At 66.0% G+C, this 18,075-nt stretch carries 20 protein-coding genes; 12 read left to right on the top strand and 8 right to left on the bottom strand.

All coding sequences use genetic code 11. The annotated features are described in order from the left end of the window. Nucleotides 1-79 precede the first annotated feature (79 nt). Complete coding sequence (gene obgE, locus ACVENA_RS15655) at nt 80-1,123, bottom strand: GTPase ObgE (RefSeq protein WP_449326103.1); 1,044 nt, start codon at nt 1,121-1,123, stop codon at nt 80-82. Nucleotides 1,124-1,270: 147 nt separating this feature from the next. Further along, on the bottom strand, nt 1,271-1,858 hold the full coding sequence (locus tag ACVENA_RS15650; protein WP_257544741.1) for a TetR/AcrR family transcriptional regulator: 588 nt from the start codon (nt 1,856-1,858) through the stop codon (nt 1,271-1,273). Between the two features lie 78 nt (nt 1,859-1,936). Here ACVENA_RS15650 and ACVENA_RS15645 point away from each other — a divergent pair, with 78 nt between their 5' ends. The 3 genes from ACVENA_RS15645 to ACVENA_RS15635 all read left to right on the top strand — a co-directional run bounded on the left by ACVENA_RS15645 (nt 1,937) and on the right by ACVENA_RS15635 (nt 4,165). After that, nucleotides 1,937-2,821 carry a metal-dependent hydrolase gene (locus ACVENA_RS15645; RefSeq protein ID WP_449326102.1) on the top strand — a complete coding sequence of 295 codons (885 nt, stop codon included), beginning with the start codon at nt 1,937-1,939 and terminating at the stop codon, nt 2,819-2,821. A 211-nt stretch (nt 2,822-3,032) separates the two neighbouring features. Continuing rightward, nucleotides 3,033-3,590, top strand: a complete 558-nt coding sequence (locus tag ACVENA_RS15640) for a hypothetical protein (protein ID WP_449326101.1) — start codon at nt 3,033-3,035, stop codon at nt 3,588-3,590. A gap of 44 nt (nt 3,591-3,634) precedes the next feature. Then, on the top strand, nt 3,635-4,165 hold the full coding sequence (locus ACVENA_RS15635) for a GNAT family N-acetyltransferase (protein ID WP_449326100.1): 531 nt from the start codon (nt 3,635-3,637) through the stop codon (nt 4,163-4,165). A gap of 41 nt (nt 4,166-4,206) precedes the next feature. Here the strand turns inward: ACVENA_RS15635 and ACVENA_RS15630 are convergent, their stop codons facing one another. Then, nucleotides 4,207-4,662, bottom strand: a complete 456-nt coding sequence (locus ACVENA_RS15630; RefSeq protein WP_449326099.1) for an NfeD family protein — start codon at nt 4,660-4,662, stop codon at nt 4,207-4,209. Nucleotide 4,663: 1 nt separating this feature from the next. Next, complete coding sequence (locus ACVENA_RS15625; protein ID WP_257544669.1) at nt 4,664-5,575, bottom strand: SPFH domain-containing protein; 912 nt, start codon at nt 5,573-5,575, stop codon at nt 4,664-4,666. Nucleotides 5,576-5,648: 73 nt separating this feature from the next. Between ACVENA_RS15625 and ACVENA_RS15620 the strand changes: the two genes are divergently transcribed. Together ACVENA_RS15620 and ACVENA_RS15615 are read left to right on the top strand one after the other, a co-directional pair. Continuing rightward, nucleotides 5,649-6,446 (top strand): HpcH/HpaI aldolase/citrate lyase family protein, encoded by a 798-nt coding sequence (locus ACVENA_RS15620; RefSeq protein ID WP_449326098.1) that lies wholly within the window; start codon nt 5,649-5,651, stop codon nt 6,444-6,446. Between the two features lie 313 nt (nt 6,447-6,759). Further along, nucleotides 6,760-8,256 carry a M28 family peptidase gene (locus ACVENA_RS15615; RefSeq protein ID WP_449326097.1) on the top strand — a complete coding sequence of 499 codons (1,497 nt, stop codon included), beginning with the start codon at nt 6,760-6,762 and terminating at the stop codon, nt 8,254-8,256. A gap of 97 nt (nt 8,257-8,353) precedes the next feature. Here the strand turns inward: ACVENA_RS15615 and ACVENA_RS15610 are convergent, their stop codons facing one another. Next, nucleotides 8,354-9,727 carry a class II 3-deoxy-7-phosphoheptulonate synthase gene (locus ACVENA_RS15610; protein ID WP_257544663.1) on the bottom strand — a complete coding sequence of 458 codons (1,374 nt, stop codon included), beginning with the start codon at nt 9,725-9,727 and terminating at the stop codon, nt 8,354-8,356. A gap of 278 nt (nt 9,728-10,005) precedes the next feature. On the opposite strand from ACVENA_RS15610, the gene ACVENA_RS15605 reads away from it, so the two are divergent. From ACVENA_RS15605 to ACVENA_RS15590, 4 genes are all read left to right on the top strand, one after another. Next, nucleotides 10,006-10,683 carry a cyclic nucleotide-binding domain-containing protein gene (locus ACVENA_RS15605; protein ID WP_257544661.1) on the top strand — a complete coding sequence of 226 codons (678 nt, stop codon included), beginning with the start codon at nt 10,006-10,008 and terminating at the stop codon, nt 10,681-10,683. A gap of 331 nt (nt 10,684-11,014) precedes the next feature. Then, nucleotides 11,015-11,365 carry an ArsC family reductase gene (locus ACVENA_RS15600; protein WP_257544659.1) on the top strand — a complete coding sequence of 117 codons (351 nt, stop codon included), beginning with the start codon at nt 11,015-11,017 and terminating at the stop codon, nt 11,363-11,365. Next, entirely contained in the window at nt 11,362-12,435 is a 1,074-nt protein-coding gene (locus ACVENA_RS15595) for a glycerophosphodiester phosphodiesterase (protein ID WP_449326096.1), read from the top strand. Before ACVENA_RS15600 ends, ACVENA_RS15595 begins: the two co-directional genes overlap by 4 nt. Then, nucleotides 12,432-13,370: an aldo/keto reductase gene (locus ACVENA_RS15590; RefSeq protein WP_449326095.1), complete on the top strand. Its 939-nt coding sequence runs from the start codon at nt 12,432-12,434 to the stop codon at nt 13,368-13,370. The genes ACVENA_RS15595 and ACVENA_RS15590 overlap by 4 nt, the downstream gene beginning before the upstream one ends. 279 nt (nt 13,371-13,649) lie before the next feature. Here ACVENA_RS15590 and ACVENA_RS15585 read toward each other — a convergent pair whose 3' ends face one another. Genes ACVENA_RS15585 through ACVENA_RS15575 form a run of 3 tightly spaced genes read right to left on the bottom strand, consistent with a single transcriptional unit; the run spans nt 13,650 to nt 14,759 of the window. Continuing rightward, a complete protein-coding gene (locus tag ACVENA_RS15585; RefSeq protein WP_449326094.1) occupies nt 13,650-13,865 on the bottom strand; it encodes a helix-turn-helix transcriptional regulator in 216 nt (71 codons plus the stop codon). Further along, nucleotides 13,858-14,283, bottom strand: a complete 426-nt coding sequence (locus ACVENA_RS15580) for a hypothetical protein (RefSeq protein WP_449326093.1) — start codon at nt 14,281-14,283, stop codon at nt 13,858-13,860. Before ACVENA_RS15580 ends, ACVENA_RS15585 begins: the two co-directional genes overlap by 8 nt. A 56-nt stretch (nt 14,284-14,339) precedes the next feature. Next, nucleotides 14,340-14,759, bottom strand: coding sequence for a hypothetical protein (locus tag ACVENA_RS15575; protein WP_449326092.1), 420 nt, complete (start codon nt 14,757-14,759; stop codon nt 14,340-14,342). Between the two features lie 140 nt (nt 14,760-14,899). Between ACVENA_RS15575 and panB the strand changes: the two genes are divergently transcribed. The 3 genes from panB to ACVENA_RS15560 all read left to right on the top strand — a co-directional run bounded on the left by panB (nt 14,900) and on the right by ACVENA_RS15560 (nt 18,038). Beyond that, nucleotides 14,900-15,763, top strand: a complete 864-nt coding sequence (panB, locus tag ACVENA_RS15570; protein ID WP_257544648.1) for a 3-methyl-2-oxobutanoate hydroxymethyltransferase — start codon at nt 14,900-14,902, stop codon at nt 15,761-15,763. A gap of 111 nt (nt 15,764-15,874) precedes the next feature. Further along, nucleotides 15,875-16,702: a tetratricopeptide repeat protein gene (locus ACVENA_RS15565; protein ID WP_449326091.1), complete on the top strand. Its 828-nt coding sequence runs from the start codon at nt 15,875-15,877 to the stop codon at nt 16,700-16,702. Nucleotide 16,703: 1 nt separating this feature from the next. Then, nucleotides 16,704-18,038: an outer membrane protein assembly factor BamB family protein gene (locus tag ACVENA_RS15560; RefSeq protein ID WP_449326090.1), complete on the top strand. Its 1,335-nt coding sequence runs from the start codon at nt 16,704-16,706 to the stop codon at nt 18,036-18,038. Nucleotides 18,039-18,075: the final 37 nt, after the last annotated feature.

Below are 18,075 nucleotides of genomic sequence, written 5' to 3'. Positions count from 1 at the left end.
CGCGCGCTCCGGGTTCCCGCTTTCGCGGGAATGACGACATTATGAGATATGGAACTTCGGCTTTCGACCGTTCCCGAACTCAGATCGGCGACCAGTCGCCGCCAGCGTCTTCGCTCTCATCCTCGCCGGGTTCGGGATGGCCGATGGCCTCCAGCAATTTGTCGAGCACTGCGCCGATGCCCGCGCCGCTGGCGCCCGACAGTGCCATCACCGGATGGCCGCTTGCTTCCGCAAGTTCGGCCGAAAGAGCGGCGATCAGTTCGTCGTCGAGCGTGTCGACCTTGTTGAGCGCGACGATCACCGGCTTGTCGATCAGGTCGGCACCATAGGCCTCCAGCTCGTCGCGGACGATGCGATAGCTGGTCGCGACATCCGCGTCGTTTGCGTCGACCAGATGCAGCAGCACGCGGCAGCGCTCGATATGTCCCAGGAAGCGGTCGCCAACCCCGGCGCCCTCGGCGGCGCCCTCGATCAGGCCGGGGATGTCGGCAATGACGAACTCCTGCCCTTTGTGACTGACGACGCCGAGCTGCGGGCGCAGCGTCGTGAAGGCATAGGCGCCGACCTTCGCCTGCGCGTTGGTCACCGCGTTGATGAAGGTCGACTTGCCGGCGTTGGGCAGGCCGACGAGCCCCGCGTCGGCGAGCAGTTTCAGCCGCAGCCACACCCACATTTCCTCGCCCGGCCAGCCGGGGCCGTGCTGGCGCGGTGCGCGGTTGGTCGAGGTCTTGTAGCTCGCATTGCCGCGCCCGCCGTCGCCGCCGCGCAGGAAATGGAGGCGCTCGCCCTCTTTGGTCAAATCGGCGAGCAGGCTGCGCTCGTCGTCGTCGGCCAGGATCTGGGTGCCGACCGGCACCTGGATGACGAGGTCGGGGCCGCCCGCGCCGGTGCGGTCGCGCCCGGCGCCGGGGGTGCCGCGCTTCGCCTTGAAATGCTGGGTATAGCGGAAATCGATCAGCGTGTTGAGGCCCGCGACCGCCTCGAATACGACGTCGCCGCCCTTGCCGCCGTTGCCGCCGTCGGGGCCGCCATATTCGATATATTTCTCGCGCCGGAACGACACGGCGCCGGGGCCGCCGTCGCCCGATTTGATGAAAATCTTGGCCTGGTCGAGGAAATGCATCGGGCGCCTTTAGGGGGAAAGAGTGCAAAATGCACCTCATTCCCGCAGGAATATTCCCGTTCGTGTCGAGCGAAGTCGAGACACCCATCGGGATAGCGCCAAGCTTATGGCATCTCGACTTCGCTCGATGCGAACGGAATTAGAGTATCACCCCCGCCGCCCGATCCCGTGCGACAGCATCGATTCGAGCGCGATCTCGCGCGCGCGGCTGCGCGGGACGCCGAGGGCGCGCGACAGTGGACCGCCGAACAGCGCGTCGCCGAGCGCCATCAGCACGAGCTGCATCGTCTCGTCCTCGATCGGCGCTTCCTCCTCGCTATGATCCTCGCGCAGTTCCTCGACCAGGTCGTGGATCGCCTTCAATATCGGGTCGAGCGCATTTTCATTGCCCGACAGGATCATCCAGCTCGCGAGCGCCCCCGCGCCGCCGGTGTCGAACGCGTCGAAGGCAAGGTCGACAACCTCGCGCGGGTTCTGTTCGCTCGCGCGCTGGCGGAACACCGCCTCGCGGATCGTCGTGGTGATGAAGGCCGCCATCTTCTCGATCAGCGCCTGTTGCAGCCCCGCGGCGCTGCCGAAATGGTGGAGCAGGTTCGCATGGGTGCGGTCGACGCGCGCCGCGACGGCTTTCAGCGTCACCGCCTGCGGACCGCTTTCGATCAGGATTTCGCGGGCCGCTTCCAGCGCGGCCGACCGGCTCTCCTCCGGGCTCAGCCGCTTTCTTGATATTGACACCACTGTAAGTAACCTTTAAAACCATGCCCCATGGGACGTCCCCACGTCCCGCAACCTCTTTTCGACGGTGAAGACCATATGTCCAGCCTTTCCCGCTCTCCGACCCCTGACGATCTGTCGATTACTCCGCGCGACATGCGCTTCGGCCGCGACGACCGGCAGGGGCGCTGGTGGCTGAACGGCGATCCGATCGCCTCGGCCTTTCATACCGCGCTGTCGGTCACCTTCCCGCGCGGCGAGGCGATGTTCATCGAGGCGGTGAAAGCGCACCGCGACGGCGTTCCCGACAAGCTCGCGCGCGAGATCCGCGCCTTCACCCAGCAGGAGGTGATCCACAGCCGCGAGCATGTCGTCTTCAACCGGAAGGCGGCCGAAGCGGGCTACGACCTCAGCGAGCTCGACGCCGACGTCAGCCACGTCCTCGACCTCATCAAGACGCGCCCGCCGATCGTTAACCTGATGGCGACGATCGCGCTCGAGCATTATACCGCGATGATGGCGGCGGTGATGCTGAAGGACCCGAAAATGTATGCGGGTGCCGAGCCCGAATGGGGCGCCCTGTGGAAATGGCACGCGATCGAGGAGATCGAGCATAAGGGCGTCGCCTACGACACCTGGCTCCACGCGACGAAGGACTGGAGCCGCTGGAAGCGGTGGAAAGCGAAGTCGCTGATGATGCTGCTTGTCACCAGCCGCTTCTGGCCGCGCCGCGTCAAGGGGATGAAGGCGCTGCTGAAGCAGGACGGGCTCACCGGCTGGCGCGTGACGGCGCGCATCTGGTGGTATTTGCTCGGTTCGCCCGGCATCCTCCGCCGCAGCTTCCTGCCGTGGCTTTCCTATTTCATGCCGGGCTTCCACCCGTGGAACCATGACGACCGAGCGCTGATCAGGAAATATGAAGGCGATTATGCCGACGCGCTGATGGCCGCGCATTCGTCGACGCCCGAATTGGCGGCGGCCTAGTTGAATCCCCGCGAAGGCGGGGATCCCAGAGCGGCTTTTCTGTCCCCTCCGGGCCTGCCTTTGCGGGGCGCATCGGTCGCGTCAAATTCCTTCGTCATTCCCGCCTGCGCGGGAATGACGAAAAGAGGGGAAGGGGAAGGGAGAGTGCAGCCCGGAACTGGACGCGCCCGCCGCTCTCCCATATCCCTTGGCTGGTGGGGAAGGGGGTGTCATGCAACCGATGACGGCGGCGGAGGCCGTGCAACTTGAGCTGCAGCTTGCGGGCCGCGCCTCGCTGCTCCAGTTCGGCTGCGGCAACAGCACGCTCGTCGCGGCGCGGCAAGCGCAGAAGATCGTCTGCGTCGACGGCGATGCCGGCTGGCTGGCCGAGGTCGGCGCGAACCTCGCCCGCGCGGCGGTCGATTTTACGCCTTTCCATGCCGATATCGGGGCGATCGGCGATCGGGGCTATCCCGCCGAGCGCGGCCGGATGCGGGATTGGCCGCGCTACCATGTCAGTGTGTGGCGCCAGCTTTCGGCCAGCCCCGACGCGGTGCTGATCGACGGGCGCTTTCGCGTCGCCTGCCTGTTGCAGGCGATCATCCATGGCAAGCCCGATTCCCTGCTGCTGTTCCACGGCTTCACCGACCGGCCGGATTATCAGGTCGTGCTGAAGCACGCCGACATGCTCGCGCGGGTCGATACGCTCGCGGTACTGCGCGCGAAGCGGCAGGTCGACGGCACCGCGGTGCTGCACGATCTGTTCGACCATTTCCTCGTTCCCGATTGACGCCGCCGATTGACCCGCGTCGGCGTGCCCGGCATGTCGGCGCGATGATCACATCGCCGCCGCTCATCGAGACCGACCGCCTCCGCCTCCGCCCGACGCGCTTCGCCGACAAGGACGTCCATATCGCGATGTGGGCCGACGCACGGGTGACCCGCTTCATTGGCGGCGAGCCGCGCGCGCCCGACGTGAGCTGGGGCAAGTTTCTGAGCTCGGCGGGGCTGTGGCCGGTGATGGGCTTCGGCTATTGGGTGTTCGCCGACAAGGCGAGCGACGCGCTGGTCGGCATGGGTGGGCTCAGTTACTTCTGCCGTGGCATCGCAGAACTTGAGGATTGTCCTGAGGCGGGCTGGGCGTTCGACGCCGATCATTGGGGGGCGGGCTATGCGACCGAGGCGATGACCGCGGCGCTCGGCTGGGCCGACGCGAACCTCGATGCGAAGGAAGTGCGCTGCATCATCGACCCCGGCCATGTCGCATCGGAGCGGGTGGCGGCGAAGCTGGGCTTTCGTCGCATCGGCGAGAGCGATGCGCTGGGCCATGCGGTGGCGATCTATTCGCGGCCCAAGGGGGGATGAGACGCCGTCATCCCGGCCTTCGCCGGGATGACGATTGATGATCAGGCTGCTTCGACCACCAGCACGCCGCCGTCGGCGCTGACGACGCGGACCTTGCTGCCTTCTGCGGCGTCGGGGCCGTGCACCGGCCATTCGCCGTCGCCGACCTTGGCGCGGCCGCGGCCGTCCTCGATCGCCTTGGTTACCGTCAGCACCTCGCCAACCAGCCGCACCGCGCGCTGGTTGAGGTTGGGGTCGGCGGTGGTGATCGGGTTCGCCTTCAGCCAGCGCCGCGCGCTATAGAGGGCAATGAACGACAGTACCGCGAAGATGCCGAGCTGCGCCGGAACGCTGTCGGCGACGCCGGGAACGATCCAGGCAAAGACGCCGGTGACGATCGCTGCGGCGCCGAGCCAGATCAGGAAGAAGCCGGGCGCGACGATCTCGGCCGCGGCGAGCAGCACGCCGAGCGAGAGCCACGCCCAGTGCGGTTCCATGTTCGCCAGCCAGTCCGCCATCTCAAGCCCCCTTGCGTTCGAGCGCGTCCTTGGCGAGCTCGCCGATCCCGCCGAGCGTGCCGATGAGCTGCGTCGCCTCGACCGGGAAGAGGATCGTCTTGGCGTTCGGGCTCGTCGCGAACTGGCTCACCGCCTCGACATATTTCTGCGCGATGAAGTAGTTGATCGCCTGCGCATTGCCGCCGGCGATCGCGTCGGACACCATCTGCGTCGCCTTGGCTTCGGCCTCGGCTTCGCGCTCGCGTGCCTCGGCGTCGCGGAAAGCGGCTTCACGGCGGCCCTCGGCCTGCAGGATCTGGCCCTGCTTCTCGCCCTCGGCGCGCAGGATTTCCGAGGCGCGCATCCCTTCGGCCTCGAGGATGTTGGCGCGCTTTTCGCGCTCGGCCTTCATCTGCCGCGCCATCGCGTTCGAAATGTCGGCGGGCGGTCGGATGTCCTTGATCTCGACGCGGGTGATCTTGACCCCCCACGGCGTCGTCGCATCGTCGACGACATGCAGCAGCCGGGTGTTGATCTCGTCGCGCTTCGACAGCGTCTCGTCGAGGTCCATCGACCCCATCACCGTGCGCAGGTTCGTCGTCGTCAGGTTCATGATCGCGAGATAGAGGTCGCTGACCTCATAGGCCGCCTTGGCGGCGTCGAGGACCTGGAAGAAGACGACGCCGTCGACCGCGACCATCGCGTTGTCCTTGGTGATGATCTCCTGCCCCGGAATGTCGAGCACTTGCTCCATCATGTTCACCTTGCGCCCGACGCGGTCGAAGATCGGCATGATGAAGTTGAGCCCCGGCTGAGCGGTATGGGTGTAGCGGCCGAAGCGTTCGATCGTATAGGCATAGCCCTGCCGGACCGGTGTCAGCGCCCAGACCAGGAACACCAGGGCCAGCACCACCAGCGCAAGCGCGAATTCCATCGATCGTCCCCTCTCTCACAAAAGCATCATCTCCTTATTGCGGCAATGCGGCGGCTGCGCCACAGAAAAGCGCATGACCGACTTCGCCCCCCGCTCGCTTCTCTATGTTCCCGGCTCGAACGCCCGCGCGCTTGAAAAGGCGCGCGGGCTCGCCGCCGACATGCTGATCATCGACCTCGAGGATGCGGTCCCGGCCGACCGCAAGGCCGAGGCACGCGACGCGATGCGCGCGGCGGTCGCGGCGGGCTTTCCCGGCAAGCGCGTCGCGGTGCGGATCAACGGAACGGGCAGCGAGCATCAGGCCGACGACCTCGCCGCTGTCGCCGGGCTGGCGCTCGATGCCGTGGTGCTGCCGAAGGTCGACGCGCCGTCGGATCTCGACCCGGCGCGCCCGCTCGGCGTGCCGCTGCTGGCGATGATCGAGACCCCGGCCGCCATCTATGCGGCGCGCGCTATCGCCGCCGATCCCGCGACGCACGGGCTGATCGCGGGGCTCAACGACCTTGCGCACGAACTGAAGCTGCCTGATGGCATGGACCGCGGCGCGATGAGCCATGCGATTCAGGCGATCGTGCTCGCGGCACGCGCGGGCGGCGTCTGGTGCTTCGACGGCGTCTATAACGCCATCGACGATGCGGCGGGCTTCGCAGCGGAAGCGGCCGAGGGGCGACGGCTCGGCTTCGACGGCAAGACACTGATCCACCCGTCGCAGGTCGACCCGTGCAATACTGCCTTCGCCCCCTCGCCGCGCGAGATCGCTGCGGCCGAGGCGCTGGTCGCGGCTGCGACCGGCGGCGCGCAGCGGCACGAGGGACGGATGATCGAGGACATGCACGTCGCCGCCGCCCGCGCGCTGCTGGAACGCCAGTAAATCAATTCGCGCGGAAGTGCAGAGAGCGTAAAGATTTTTGTTCACGCGGAGACGCGGAGGCGCGGAGATGATTGGGCCGACAGGCCCCTCCCTTTCTCGAACTTTCGTTTGTAACGCTAGACCTCAGGAAAAGGCCGCTTTGCGGCAATCGCCATTTCTCCGCGCCTCCGCGTCTCCGCGTGAACAAAAAGTTTCGATCCTCTGCGTTCTCTGCGCCTCTGTCCGAATCCAATCCAGCACTGTTGCGCCCGCCGTCCGTCGTTCGACGAACGCGCCTTGCCTGCTCAATCCGGCCATGCCATGCGGCGAGCCCATGAAAATCCTCCCATTCCGCGCCGCTATCGCGGCCGCCGCCCTGATCGCCGTCGCGCCCGCAAGTTACGCGAAGGAGGCCGATGCGCCGGTCACCGAGGCCGAACTCGCGGACCATATCCGCATTCTTTCCAGCGATGCCTTCGAGGGGCGCGGGCCCGGCACCGAGGGGGAGGATCGCACCATCGCCTATATCGTCGGCGAATGGGCGAAGGCGGGGCTCGAACCCGTTCCGGGCAGCGCGACGCCCTGGCTCCAGGGGGTGCCGCTGATCGAGACGCAGGCGACCGGCGCAGCCGCGACGTTCAAGGTCGGCGGCAGCGATCTTGCGTTCGGTGATAACGGCATCGTCCTGACCGGTCGCGACGCATCGCTGTCGCTGGCGGACGTGCCGGTCGTCTTCGTCGGCTATGGCATCGATGGCGCGGGCAAGGTGAACGCGGACGTCAAAGGCAAGCTCGCGATCATGCTGTTCGACGCTGCGCCCTTCGGCAAGGATTTGCCGCGCTATCGCGAACGGCGGCAGATGCTCGCCGATGCGGGCGCGGCGGGGGTACTCGTCATCGCGACCGACGCCGTGCCCTGGGGACAGCTTCGCGAGGCGGTGGGCGGCAAGACGACGCGGCTGGCGTCGGCGAAGCCGGGCGCGCCGGTCACCGGCTTCCTGTCGCCCGAAGCCGCCGACGCCCTGTTCAAGCGGGCGGGGCGGGACGGCGCCGCGCTCGGCGCGGCGGCGAAGGCGGCGGACTACAAGGGCGCCGTGCTGTCCGCGACCGCGACGATCGCCGCGACCGCGACCGTGCGCGCTTATGAGAGCAACAATATCATCGCCAAGCTGCCCGGCGCGAAGCCCGACGGCAAGGCGGTGCTGTTCCTCGGCCACTGGGACCATCTCGGCATCTGCGCCCCCGACGATCCGAAAGACCGCATCTGCAACGGCGCGGTCGACAATGCGAGCGGGATCGCGGTGCTGATCGCGGTGGCGAAGCGGCTCGCCGGCGGGGCGCGGCCCGACCGCGACATCTATTTCATGGCGACGACCTCGGAGGAGAAGGGGCTGCTCGGCGCGCACTGGTTCGCCGACCATCCGGTCGTGCCGCTTTCCGACATCACCGTCGCGCTCAACATCGACACCATAGCCATCTCGCCGCGCGGCACCCCGGTCGCGACGATCGGCCGCGGCAAGCCCGCCTATGACGCGGTGGTGCGCGCGGTCGCGGAGAAACTCGGCCGCAGGATCGACGACGACGGCGAGGCCGATCCCTTCATCCAGCGGCAGGACGGCTGGGCGCTCGGCGCCAGGGGCGTGACCTCGCTGATGGTCGGCGGCAGCTTTTCGGACATGGCGCTGCTCGAAAAATTCCTCGGCAGCGACTATCACGAGCCGGCCGACGAATTTTCGGACAAGGTGCCGCTTGGCGGCGCGGCCGAGGACGCCGACCTGCACGTCGCACTGGGCCGCGCCTTCGCTGATACGCAGCGCTGGCCGGGGAAATAATTCTTTCGTCATTGCGAGCGCAGCGAAGCAATCCAGAGCGGTTTACGCAGGCTCTGGATTGCTTCGCTGCGCTCGCAATGACGATGGGAGAGGCGGCTTACGCCGCCTGCTTCGCCCGGTCCGACATTTCCTGATTGAGCATTTCCGCCAGCAGGAACGCCAGTTCCAGCGACTGCCCCGCATTGAGCCGCGGGTCGCAGTGCGTGTGATAGCGGTCGGCGAGGTCCATCTGGGTCACGTCCATCGCGCCGCCGGTGCATTCGGTGACGTTCTGGCCGGTCATCTCGATATGGATGCCGCCGCCATGCGTGCCCTCGGCGCGGTGCACGGCGAAGAAGCCGCGCACCTCGGCGAGGATGCGCTCGAAGGGCCGCGTCTTGTAGCCGGTCGAGGTCTTGATGACGTTGCCGTGCATCGGGTCGCACGACCAGACGACCGGATGCCCCGATTCCTTCACCGCGCGCACCAGCTTCGGCAGATGCGCCTCGATCTTGTCGTGGCCGTAGCGGGTGATCAGCGTCATCCGCCCCGGCACATGATTGGGGTTCAGCGTGTCGAGCAGGCGCAGCAGCACGTCGGGCTCGAGGCTTGGCCCGCATTTCATGCCGACCGGATTGCCGATGCCGCGCAGATATTCAATATGCGCCGACCCCTCGAAGCGGGTGCGGTCGCCGACCCACAGGAAATGGCCCGAGGTGTCGTACCAGCCGCCGGTCAGGCTGTCCTGCCGTGTCAGCGCCTGCTCATAGGGGAGCAGCAGCGCCTCGTGGCTGGTGTAGAAGCTGGTGCCCTTGATCTGCGGCACCGTCTCGGGCGTGACCCCACACGCTTCCATGAAGGCGAGGGCTTCGGAAATCCGCCCCGCGGTTTCCTGATATTTCTTCGCCCACGGGCTGCGGTCCATGAAGTCATGCGTCCAAGCGTTGACCTGATGCAGATTCGCGTAGCCGCCGTTCGCGAAGGCGCGCAGCAGATTGAGCGTCGCCGCTGACTGGTTATACGCCTTGATCATCCGCGCCGGGTCGGGCTCGCGGCCCGCCGCCTCGAAACCGATGTCGTTGATGATGTCGCCGCGATAGCTGGGCAGTTCGACGCCATCCACATCTTCCATGTCGGCCGAGCGCGGCTTGGCGAACTGGCCCGCCATGCGGCCGAGCTTCACCACCGGCATTTTCGATGCGAAGGTCAGCACGACGGCCATCTGGAGCAGGACGCGGAAGGTGTCGCGAATGTTGTTCGGATGGAATTCGGCAAAGCTTTCGGCGCAGTCGCCGCCCTGGAGCAGGAAGGCCTTGCCTTCCGCCACGCGGCCGAGTTCGGCGGTCAGGTCACGCGCCTCGCCGGCAAAGACCAGCGGCGGATAGCTCGACAGCTCCTTTTCGGCAGCCGCCAGCGCGGCGGCGTCCTGATAGGTGGGAAGCTGCCGCGCTTCGTGCGTGCGCCAGCTCTGCGGTTGCCATGATTGCGTCATATCTCTTGTCTTCATTCTGCGTCGAATCGCGGGCCGCCATGGCGTGAATGCGCCGCCGACGCAATGCGCGCATACCCTTGGGAAGAGAAAATTAGCATTTTGGTGGCTTTTACGCACCTATGCTTTTCTCGATCGATAAAAACTGATAAATTATTGCAACAACCGGGCTGCGTGGGTCGTCGCGGTCAAGGTGTTGGGTAATCGGTAACGTTATGGGGTTGGCGATAACGCCATGCTGCTGGTGGCCCGGTTAGGGCCTCGATGCGAAAAGGCTGCCTATGACCGGTTTCGATCCGGCCTGGTTTGGATATGGGGCGCTTGTCGTGCTGCTGGCGGCAAGCCTCGTCGCGCGGGTCGATCATGTCCGGCTCGGGCTGGCGATCGCGGCGCTGCTCGCGCTGCCCGTCGCCATCCTTGGCTGGCACGGAACGGGCTATACCTTGCTCATCCTTGCCATATTGCTCGTCAATCTCGGCCTGATCGCGCGGCTGTGGCTGCGCGCGAGCAAGGTCCGCTTCTCGGCCGAGGAGCAATTGTTGCGCGAGCGCCATTTCGACGGACTGGGCCCCGCGGCGGCGCGCGCGCTGATCGACCATGGTCACTGGATTTCGGCGCGGCGCGGTGAGGTGCTGATCCGCGAAAATGAGGCGGCGCCCTGCCTCTTCTATCTCGCTGAGGGTGCGGCGGCGGTCCGCCGCGACGGTCAGGACGTCGGCGCGGTCGCCGACGGCGCGCTGATCGGCGAGGCGACGGTGCTCGACGGCGCCCACGCGACCGGCACGGTCGTGCTGACCTGCAATTCGCGGCTGTGGTTCATCCCAGCGGCGGGATTGCGCGCCTATCTCGCCGCCCAGCCCGACGTCGCCGCCGCGCTCCATGAAGGCTTCGCGCGCGCGCTGCGCGGAAAATTGGCAAGCGCCAACGCCCGCATTGCCGACCGGCCGCCCCTGCCCTAGGGTCGCCGCCTTTCCTCCCAATCGGCAGAGCGACCAAGATTCATGACCCTGACCCTCTACGGCATTCCCAACTGCGAGTTATATGGAAGGCACGTAGAAACGTGGGCCGCTTCGGAGCGCCAAGCGTGACGCGTCAGACGATCCACATGGGATCAGCAGTTTCACTTGCTGCCTTCGTTTGCGTGTTGTTAGCTGGCTCCAACTTGCACGCGCTCATTTCTGAGAGCTCCTTCGCGACGAATTGCGTATTGGTGATAGCCGGTGCCAGCATGTTGGGCTGCGCCTATTTCCTGCCGCGCTCAGTTAGGCTGTGGTTTCGAAGGAAAAGAAAATGACGTTGACCATATTCGGAATCAGTAACTGCGACACGGTGAAAAAGGCGCGGCGCTGGCTCGACGAGCATGGCGTCGCCCATCGCTTTCACGACTATCGCAAGGACGGCCTCGATGCCGCGCAGCTTCAGGGCTGGATCGATACGCTCGGCTGGGAAAAGCTGCTCAACAAAAGCGGCACGACCTTTCGCAAATTGCCCGATGCGGAGAAAGAGGGACTCGACGCCGTGAAGGCCAAGGCGCTGATGCTCGAGCAGCCGGCGATGATCCGGCGCCCGCTGGTCGATGCCGACGGCGCGTTCAGCATAGGGTTTTCGGCCGATGACTGGCAGCAGCGCTTTGCGGCATGAAGGGGTGGCGCGCCGCGCTGATGCTGCTGGCGCTCTCGGGCTGCGGCGCTGAGCCGATGGCCGCCCAGCCCACCCTCGACGGCAAGCCGCCGATTGTCATCGCCCATCGCGGCGCCTCGGGCGAGCGGCCCGAGCATACGCTGGCAAGCTACCGCCTCGCGATCGAGCAGGGCGCCGATTTCATCGAACCCGACCTGGTGCTGACCAAGGACGGCGTGCTCGTCGCGCGGCACGAGAATGAGATTTCGGAGACCACCGACGTCGCCGGCCATCCCGAGTTTGCGGGCCGCAGGGCGACCAAGCGGATCGACGGCAAGGAGGTCACGGGCTGGTTCACCGAGGATTTCACCCTTGCCGAATTGAAGACGCTGCGCGCGAAGGAACGCATTCCTCGGCTGCGCGGCACCGCGCATGACGGCCAGTATGAGATCCCGACCTTCGCCGAAATCCTCGACCTGCTGGTCGCGGCAAACAAGGGCCGCGATCATCCGGTGGGCGTCTATCCCGAGACCAAACATCCGAGCTATTTCGCGTCGATCGGCCTGCCGCACGAGGCGCCCCTGCTCGCGATCCTCGAAAAATACGGCTATCGCGGCCGCACCGCGCCGGTCTTCATCCAGAGCTTCGAGGTCGGTAATCTCAAGGCGATCCGGGCGAAGAGCGACCTGCCGCTGATCCAGCTCATGGACGGTGAGGGCGGCCCCGCCGACGATCCGAAAGCGACCTATGCGATGATGGCGACCCCGGCGGGGCTGAAAGCGGTTGCGGCCTATGCCGACGGCATCGGGCCGAACAAGGACATGGTTATCCCGCGCGGGGCGATTGGAACGCTCGGCGATCCGACCGTGCTGGTACGCGACGCCCATGCCGCGGGGCTCAAGGTCCATCCCTGGACCTTTCGCCGCGAGAATTATTTCCTGCCGCTCGCCGACAAGGGCGGGCTCAATCCGGCGGGGCATGGCGATCTGGCGGCCGAGATCAAGACCTATCTGAGGACCGGCATCGACGGGCTGTTCAGCGACAATCCGCGCGAAGCGGTGCCGGCAGTGAAGGAAGGAGTTCCCCAATGACCGAACGCGCGCTCGGCAAAAGCGGCCTGTCGATCCGGCCTTTCGTGCTCGGCGGCAATGTTTTCGGCATGACCGCCGACCGCGCCGCGAGTTTCGCGATCCTCGACCGCTTCGTCGAACGCGGCGGCGGGATGATCGACACCGCCGACGTCTATTCGGCGTGGGTGCCGGCGCACAAGGGCGGCGAGTCCGAAACCATGATGGGCCAGTGGCTGAAGGCGCGCGGCGCGCGCGACAAGGTGCTGGTCGCGACCAAGGTCGGGATGATGCCCGGCGGCCTGAAACCCGACCTCATCCGCGAGGCCGTGCAGGGTTCGCTCGACCGGCTCGGCGTCGACACCATCGACCTCTATTTCGCGCACAAGGACGACCCCGACGTGCCGCTGGGCGAGGTACTCGGCGCGTTTGCCGAACTGGTCGACGCGGGGACGGTGCGCGCGATCGGCGCGTCCAACTATAGCGCCGAGCGGCTGGGCGAAGCGCTGCGCACGGCCGACGAACTGGGTCTGCCGCGGTTCACCGTCGTGCAGCCCGAGCTCAACCTGCTCGACCGCGCGCAATATGAAGGGTCGCTCCAGACGCTCTGCGTCGACGAGGATATGGGGGTCATCACCTATTTCAGCCTCGCGTCGGGCTATTTGTCGGGAAAATACCGCAGCGCCGACGACCTCGGCAAAAGCCCGCGCGGCGCGCGCGCCAAGGCCTATCTGGAGGGCAAGGGGCCGGCGATGCTGGCGGTGATGGATCGCATCGCGGGCGAGACCGGCGCGACGCTGTCGCAGATCGCGCTCGCCTGGGTCGCGGCGCAGCCCGGCGTCACCGCGCCAATCGCGAGCGCGACGAGTGTCGGCCAGCTCGACGAGATATTGGGAAGTGAGGCGCTGGTGCTGACCAGCGAGCAGATTGCGGCGTTGAACGACGCCGGACGGGGGTGAGCCTCGTCAGGGTGGGTTTCGACCGGAAGCCGACCTATCTTACATCGTCATCCCGGACTTGATCCGGGATACATTCACCCGGCGGTGAGAGAATGGATCCCGGATCAAGTCCGGGATGACGAGAGTCTGAAAGTCGCGCGTAGCATTTCTTATCTTCGTCATTCCCGCGAAAGCGGGAACCCAGAGCGTGCGTCGGCTGACCCCACTCTGGGTTCCCGCTTTCGCGGGAATGACGAAGATGGGGAGCGTCCGCTCACCACCCCACAGCGGGCTCCCGGGTCAATCCCCCTCCCACCGAAACACGGCCTCGAGCGGCTTGTCGAAGACGTGCGCGATGCGGAAGGCGACTTCGAGCGACGGCGAATATTTGCCCTGTTCGATCGCCGCGATCGTCTGCCGGGTTACCCCGACATGGTCGCCCAGTTCGCCCTGGGTCATCTCGCCCGCCAGGAAGCGCAGGGTGCGGATGTCGTTGCTGAAGGGAGGCTTAGCCATGCCAGCCCCTCCGATAGCTCGTCACCACCACCAGCAATCCGACCGTTTCGGCGACCACGATCGCGAACAGCGCGCTGTTGACGATGTGCATCGGCGGATCGGTGAAGGGCATGACGACCCCGACGATGATCGTTCCGGTCAACAGGACATAATAGCCGACCCGCGTGCCGCGCGCGGCGATCGCGCGGTCGCGCTCGTCGACACGCGAGTGGGGCAGCTTGCGTGCCTCGATTGCCAGCCAGACATGGCCGATGATCACGATCGCCGCCTGTGTCGCGGCGATCGACCCGAACAGCCACAGCATCGCGAAACGCTCGCGCCCCGCGGGATGGCCCGCCAGGATCAGCCCGAAGTAAAGGCCATAGGCCAGCAGCATCGCGACTAGCGTCAGCCAGGCCTTTTTTTCATTATAGGTCATTGTCGTTTCCTGCGTTTCGCGTCGCCGGGTTCCGGACGGTGCGGGGCGGGCGGGCGTCATTCGCCGCTCCGATAGGCACTGACCTGGCTTGCCAGCCGGACCAGTTCGGCGGCGACGATCGCGGCGAGCAGGCCGTTGAGGACCGTCGCCAGATCGGCGGTCCAATATCCAAGCGCAAAGCAGCAGGCCGCGCCGACGATCAGCACGTAATAGGCGCGCGTTGCGGCGCGGCGGGTGATGCTCCGGTCGCGTTCGTCGGCGGGGGCATTGGCGTCGCGCGGGCGGCGGATCGCCAACACGACGGCGGCAAGGGTCAGCACGAGCGTCATCGCGATCGCGACCAGGATCAGCAGACCGCCCTGTGCCGCCAGCGCGGGAACGCCGCTGAGGCCCCAGGGAAAGGCGATGGCATAGCCCCCGAAGGCGAGGACGATCGCGCCGATCGTCAGCCAGTCGATTTTCTCGCGAAATGTCATCGAACGACTCTCCATATGTTCGCTATTAATGACGTAAAGTTAAAAATATCGAACATTGAGTCAAGGTAATTTTACAATCAGGCGATGCAGGCCGAGTTCGATCTTTCGCTCGGCGATGGGACGGGCTAGACCCCCGCGCCATGTCCACGCTCCCCAAAACCCTCACCCTCGACACTTCCACCAGCCGCGCCAACCCGACGCCGCAGCCGATGAAACGCCTGACGGTACCGCGCATCCGCCAGCGCAAGGGCGGCGAGCCGATCGTGATGCTGACGGCCTACACCGTCCGCATGGCCCAGCTTCTCGATCCGCACTGCGACATGCTGCTCGTCGGCGATTCGCTCGCGCAGGTGATCTATGGCTTGCCCCACACCGTCGGGGTGACGATGGACATGATGGCGCTCCACGGCGCTGCGGTGGTGCGCGGCAGCTATCATGCCGCGGTGATCGTCGACATGCCCTTCGGCAGCTATGAAGGCAGCCCCGAACAGGCGTTCAACAACGCCGCGCGCCTGCTCAAGGAAACCGGCGCCGCGGCGGTGAAGGTCGAGGGCGGCAAGGTGCTCGCGCCGACGATCGAATTTCTCACCCAGCGCGGCATTCCGGTGATGGGTCATGTCGGGCTGACGCCGCAGGCGGTGAACATTCTCGGCGGCTATGGCGTGCGCGGCAAGAGCGATGCGGAAGCGCGCTCGATCGTCGAGGATGCGGTCGCGGTCGCGCAGGCGGGCGCCTTTTCCATCGTGATCGAGGGCGTGCTCGAATCGATCGCAATCGAGATCACGAACAAGGTCGATTGCCCGACGATCGGCATCGGTGCTTCGGCACAATGCGACGGCCAGGTGCTGGTGACCGACGACATGCTCGGCATGTTCGAACGCGTGCCCAAATTCGTCAAGCGCTACCAGGATATGGCGGGCGTCGTCAGCGGTGCGGTTCAGGATTATGCCGAGGAAGTCAGGGCGCGTTCATTTCCGACAGCCGATCAGATCTACGCAGGGTGAAGGCCGGCAACGCGCGCAAGTGAATCGCTTGGCCTTTTCCGGTGCCGTCGCTAAGGAAGCGGCCGGCCGGCTGATATGGTCCGGGGCCAATGAGATGTGATGGAGGTTTGATTGGCGCTGAGCCCGACGAACAGCAACGACGCGTTTTTGCAGGAAGTCGATGAGGCCGTCCGCAAGGATCAGTTCGACACTATCATGCAGCGCTATGGGCGCTGGATTCTCGGCGGGGCGGTCGCCGCGCTGCTCGCGTTCGGCGGCTATCTCTATTGGGGGCACCGGCAGGAAATCGCGCGCGGCGAAAAGGCCGAGGCGCTGATCGCCGCGTTCGACAAGGTCAATGCAGGGCAGCCGACCGCGGCGACCGCCGAACTCAAGGCGCTCGAAGGCGAAGGCAATCCCGCCTATCGCGCCGCGGCGCTGATCGAACAGTCGAACCTGAAGGCGAAGAGCGGCGACCTCAAGGCGGCGGCCGCGCTGATCGCCAAGGTCGCGGCCGACACCAAGCTCGACCGGTCGCTGCGCGATATGGCGCTGATTCGCCAGACCGCGCTCGAATATGACACGCTGAAGCCCGAGGCGATCATCGCGCGACTGAAACCGATCGTCGATGCCAAGGATCCGGCGTCGAGCTGGTTCGCGAGCGCTGCCGAGCTCAGCGCCGCGGCTTATTACAGCCAGGGAAAATATGATCAGGCCGGCCAGCTATACGGCCGGATTGCGAAGCTGCCCGATGTCGCCAAGACGCTGCAATCGCGCAGCGTCCAGATGGCGGGAATGCTGGGCGTCGATGCCGTCGCCGACCGTGCAGCGGAAAGCCTGAAGGCGGAAGTGGAGGGCGCGCGCGCCGCCGCAAGCGCAGCCAATGCGGCTCCGGCCGCCGGGGACCAGAAAGGCACGCCGGGCGCAGCGGCGGCCGCGAAAAATGAGGAAGCCAAGTAACATGCGGAAACGCTATTTTGTGATGGGCGCGGCGCTGCTCGCCTTGCCGCTTGCCGGCTGCGGCGCATTCAAGGGCAACGGTGGGCCAAAGACGCCGACGGTCGGCCAGCGCGTGTCGATTCTGTCGAACGACAACAGCATCAAGGTCGATCCGGCGATCGAGGCGGTCGCGGTCGTGCTGCCCGAACCGGCGGTCAACGCGAATTGGGCGCAGTCGGGCGGCAATGCGTCGAAATCGATGGGCCACCCCGCGCTCGCCGCCGCGCGCGCCAAATTGTGGGAAGCGCATATCGCAGGCAGCACCAAGAAGCAGCGACTCGCTTCCTCGCCGGTAATTGCCGACAACCGTTTGTTCGTCGTCGATACCGACGCGGTCGTCACCGCCTATGCGGCCGATACGGGCGCCAAGCTGTGGAGCACGTCGATCGGCAGCACGTCGAAGGATTATCGCGATTCGCTGTTCGGCGGCGGTGCAGGGGTCGACGGCGATGTCGTCTATGCGACCAGTGGATCGGGCGATGTCGCGGCGCTCAACGTCGCCGACGGCAACGTGCTCTGGAAGGCGAAGCCCGCCGGGCCGCTGCGCGGCGCACCGACGATCGCCTTCGGCGGCGTCTATGTGATCAGTCAGGACAATCAGATTTTCGCGCTGAACCAGGCCAATGGCGCGGTGGAGTGGCAGGCGACCGCGTCGCTCGAACCGGGCAGCGTCTTCGGCGCCGCTTCGCCGGCGGCGGGACAGGGCACGATCGTCGCGGGCTTTTCGTCGGGCGAGGTTCAGGCCTATCGTTACGAGAACGGCCGCGACCTCTGGGAAGATGCGCTTGCGCGCACCTCGATGGCGCTGTCGGTCTCGACGCTGTCCGATGTCGACGCCGATCCGGTGATTGACCGCGGCCGCGTCTTCGCGCTCGGCCAAGGCGGCCGCATGGCGAGCTACGAGCTCCTCACCGGCCAGCGCACCTGGGAAATCTCGATCGCGGGCATCTCGACGCCCTATGTGGTCGGCGAGTGGGTCTATGCGATGACCGACGACGCCAAGCTGCTCTGCGTCGCGCGCGGCAGCGGAAAGGTGCGCTGGCTCCAGCAACTCGCGCGCTTCCGGGTCGAGACCGAAAAGAAGAAGAAGGATCCGATTCGCTGGACCGGGCCGATCCTGGCGGGCGGGCGGTTGATCGCAGTGAACAGCGAAGGCCATCTCGTCGAATTTTCACCGACCGACGGCTCGACCCTCGCGACGACGGAGTTCAAGACGTCGCTGTCGCAGGCGCCGGTGGTCGCGAACAATATTTTGTATATTCTGGCAGACGACGGCACCATCACGGCCTGGCGCTGAGGCGTCCGGGCCGGGGTGGCCCGGATGAGATAGGAAC

The sequence above is a fragment of the Sphingopyxis sp. 550A genome (assembly GCF_053569535.1).
This window is presented reverse-complemented; position numbering and strand designations above follow the sequence as displayed.

Coding starts and splice junctions, on each gene's coding strand:
- obgE (WP_449326103.1), bottom strand. CDS start 1,123: ATGCATTTCCTCGACCAGGCCAAGATTTTCATCAAATCGGGCGACGGC.
- ACVENA_RS15645 (WP_449326102.1), top strand. CDS start 1,937: ATGTCCAGCCTTTCCCGCTCTCCGACCCCTGACGATCTGTCGATTACT.
- ACVENA_RS15640 (WP_449326101.1), top strand. CDS start 3,033: ATGCAACCGATGACGGCGGCGGAGGCCGTGCAACTTGAGCTGCAGCTT.
- ACVENA_RS15635 (WP_449326100.1), top strand. CDS start 3,635: ATGATCACATCGCCGCCGCTCATCGAGACCGACCGCCTCCGCCTCCGC.
- ACVENA_RS15630 (WP_449326099.1), bottom strand. CDS start 4,662: ATGGCGGACTGGCTGGCGAACATGGAACCGCACTGGGCGTGGCTCTCG.
- ACVENA_RS15625 (WP_257544669.1), bottom strand. CDS start 5,575: ATGGAATTCGCGCTTGCGCTGGTGGTGCTGGCCCTGGTGTTCCTGGTC.
- ACVENA_RS15620 (WP_449326098.1), top strand. CDS start 5,649: ATGACCGACTTCGCCCCCCGCTCGCTTCTCTATGTTCCCGGCTCGAAC.
- ACVENA_RS15615 (WP_449326097.1), top strand. CDS start 6,760: ATGAAAATCCTCCCATTCCGCGCCGCTATCGCGGCCGCCGCCCTGATC.
- ACVENA_RS15610 (WP_257544663.1), bottom strand. CDS start 9,727: ATGACGCAATCATGGCAACCGCAGAGCTGGCGCACGCACGAAGCGCGG.
- ACVENA_RS15605 (WP_257544661.1), top strand. CDS start 10,006: ATGACCGGTTTCGATCCGGCCTGGTTTGGATATGGGGCGCTTGTCGTG.
- ACVENA_RS15600 (WP_257544659.1), top strand. CDS start 11,015: ATGACGTTGACCATATTCGGAATCAGTAACTGCGACACGGTGAAAAAG.
- ACVENA_RS15595 (WP_449326096.1), top strand. CDS start 11,362: ATGAAGGGGTGGCGCGCCGCGCTGATGCTGCTGGCGCTCTCGGGCTGC.
- ACVENA_RS15590 (WP_449326095.1), top strand. CDS start 12,432: ATGACCGAACGCGCGCTCGGCAAAAGCGGCCTGTCGATCCGGCCTTTC.
- ACVENA_RS15585 (WP_449326094.1), bottom strand. CDS start 13,865: ATGGCTAAGCCTCCCTTCAGCAACGACATCCGCACCCTGCGCTTCCTG.
- ACVENA_RS15580 (WP_449326093.1), bottom strand. CDS start 14,283: ATGACCTATAATGAAAAAAAGGCCTGGCTGACGCTAGTCGCGATGCTG.
- ACVENA_RS15575 (WP_449326092.1), bottom strand. CDS start 14,759: ATGACATTTCGCGAGAAAATCGACTGGCTGACGATCGGCGCGATCGTC.
- panB (WP_257544648.1), top strand. CDS start 14,900: ATGTCCACGCTCCCCAAAACCCTCACCCTCGACACTTCCACCAGCCGC.
- ACVENA_RS15560 (WP_449326090.1), top strand. CDS start 16,704: ATGCGGAAACGCTATTTTGTGATGGGCGCGGCGCTGCTCGCCTTGCCG.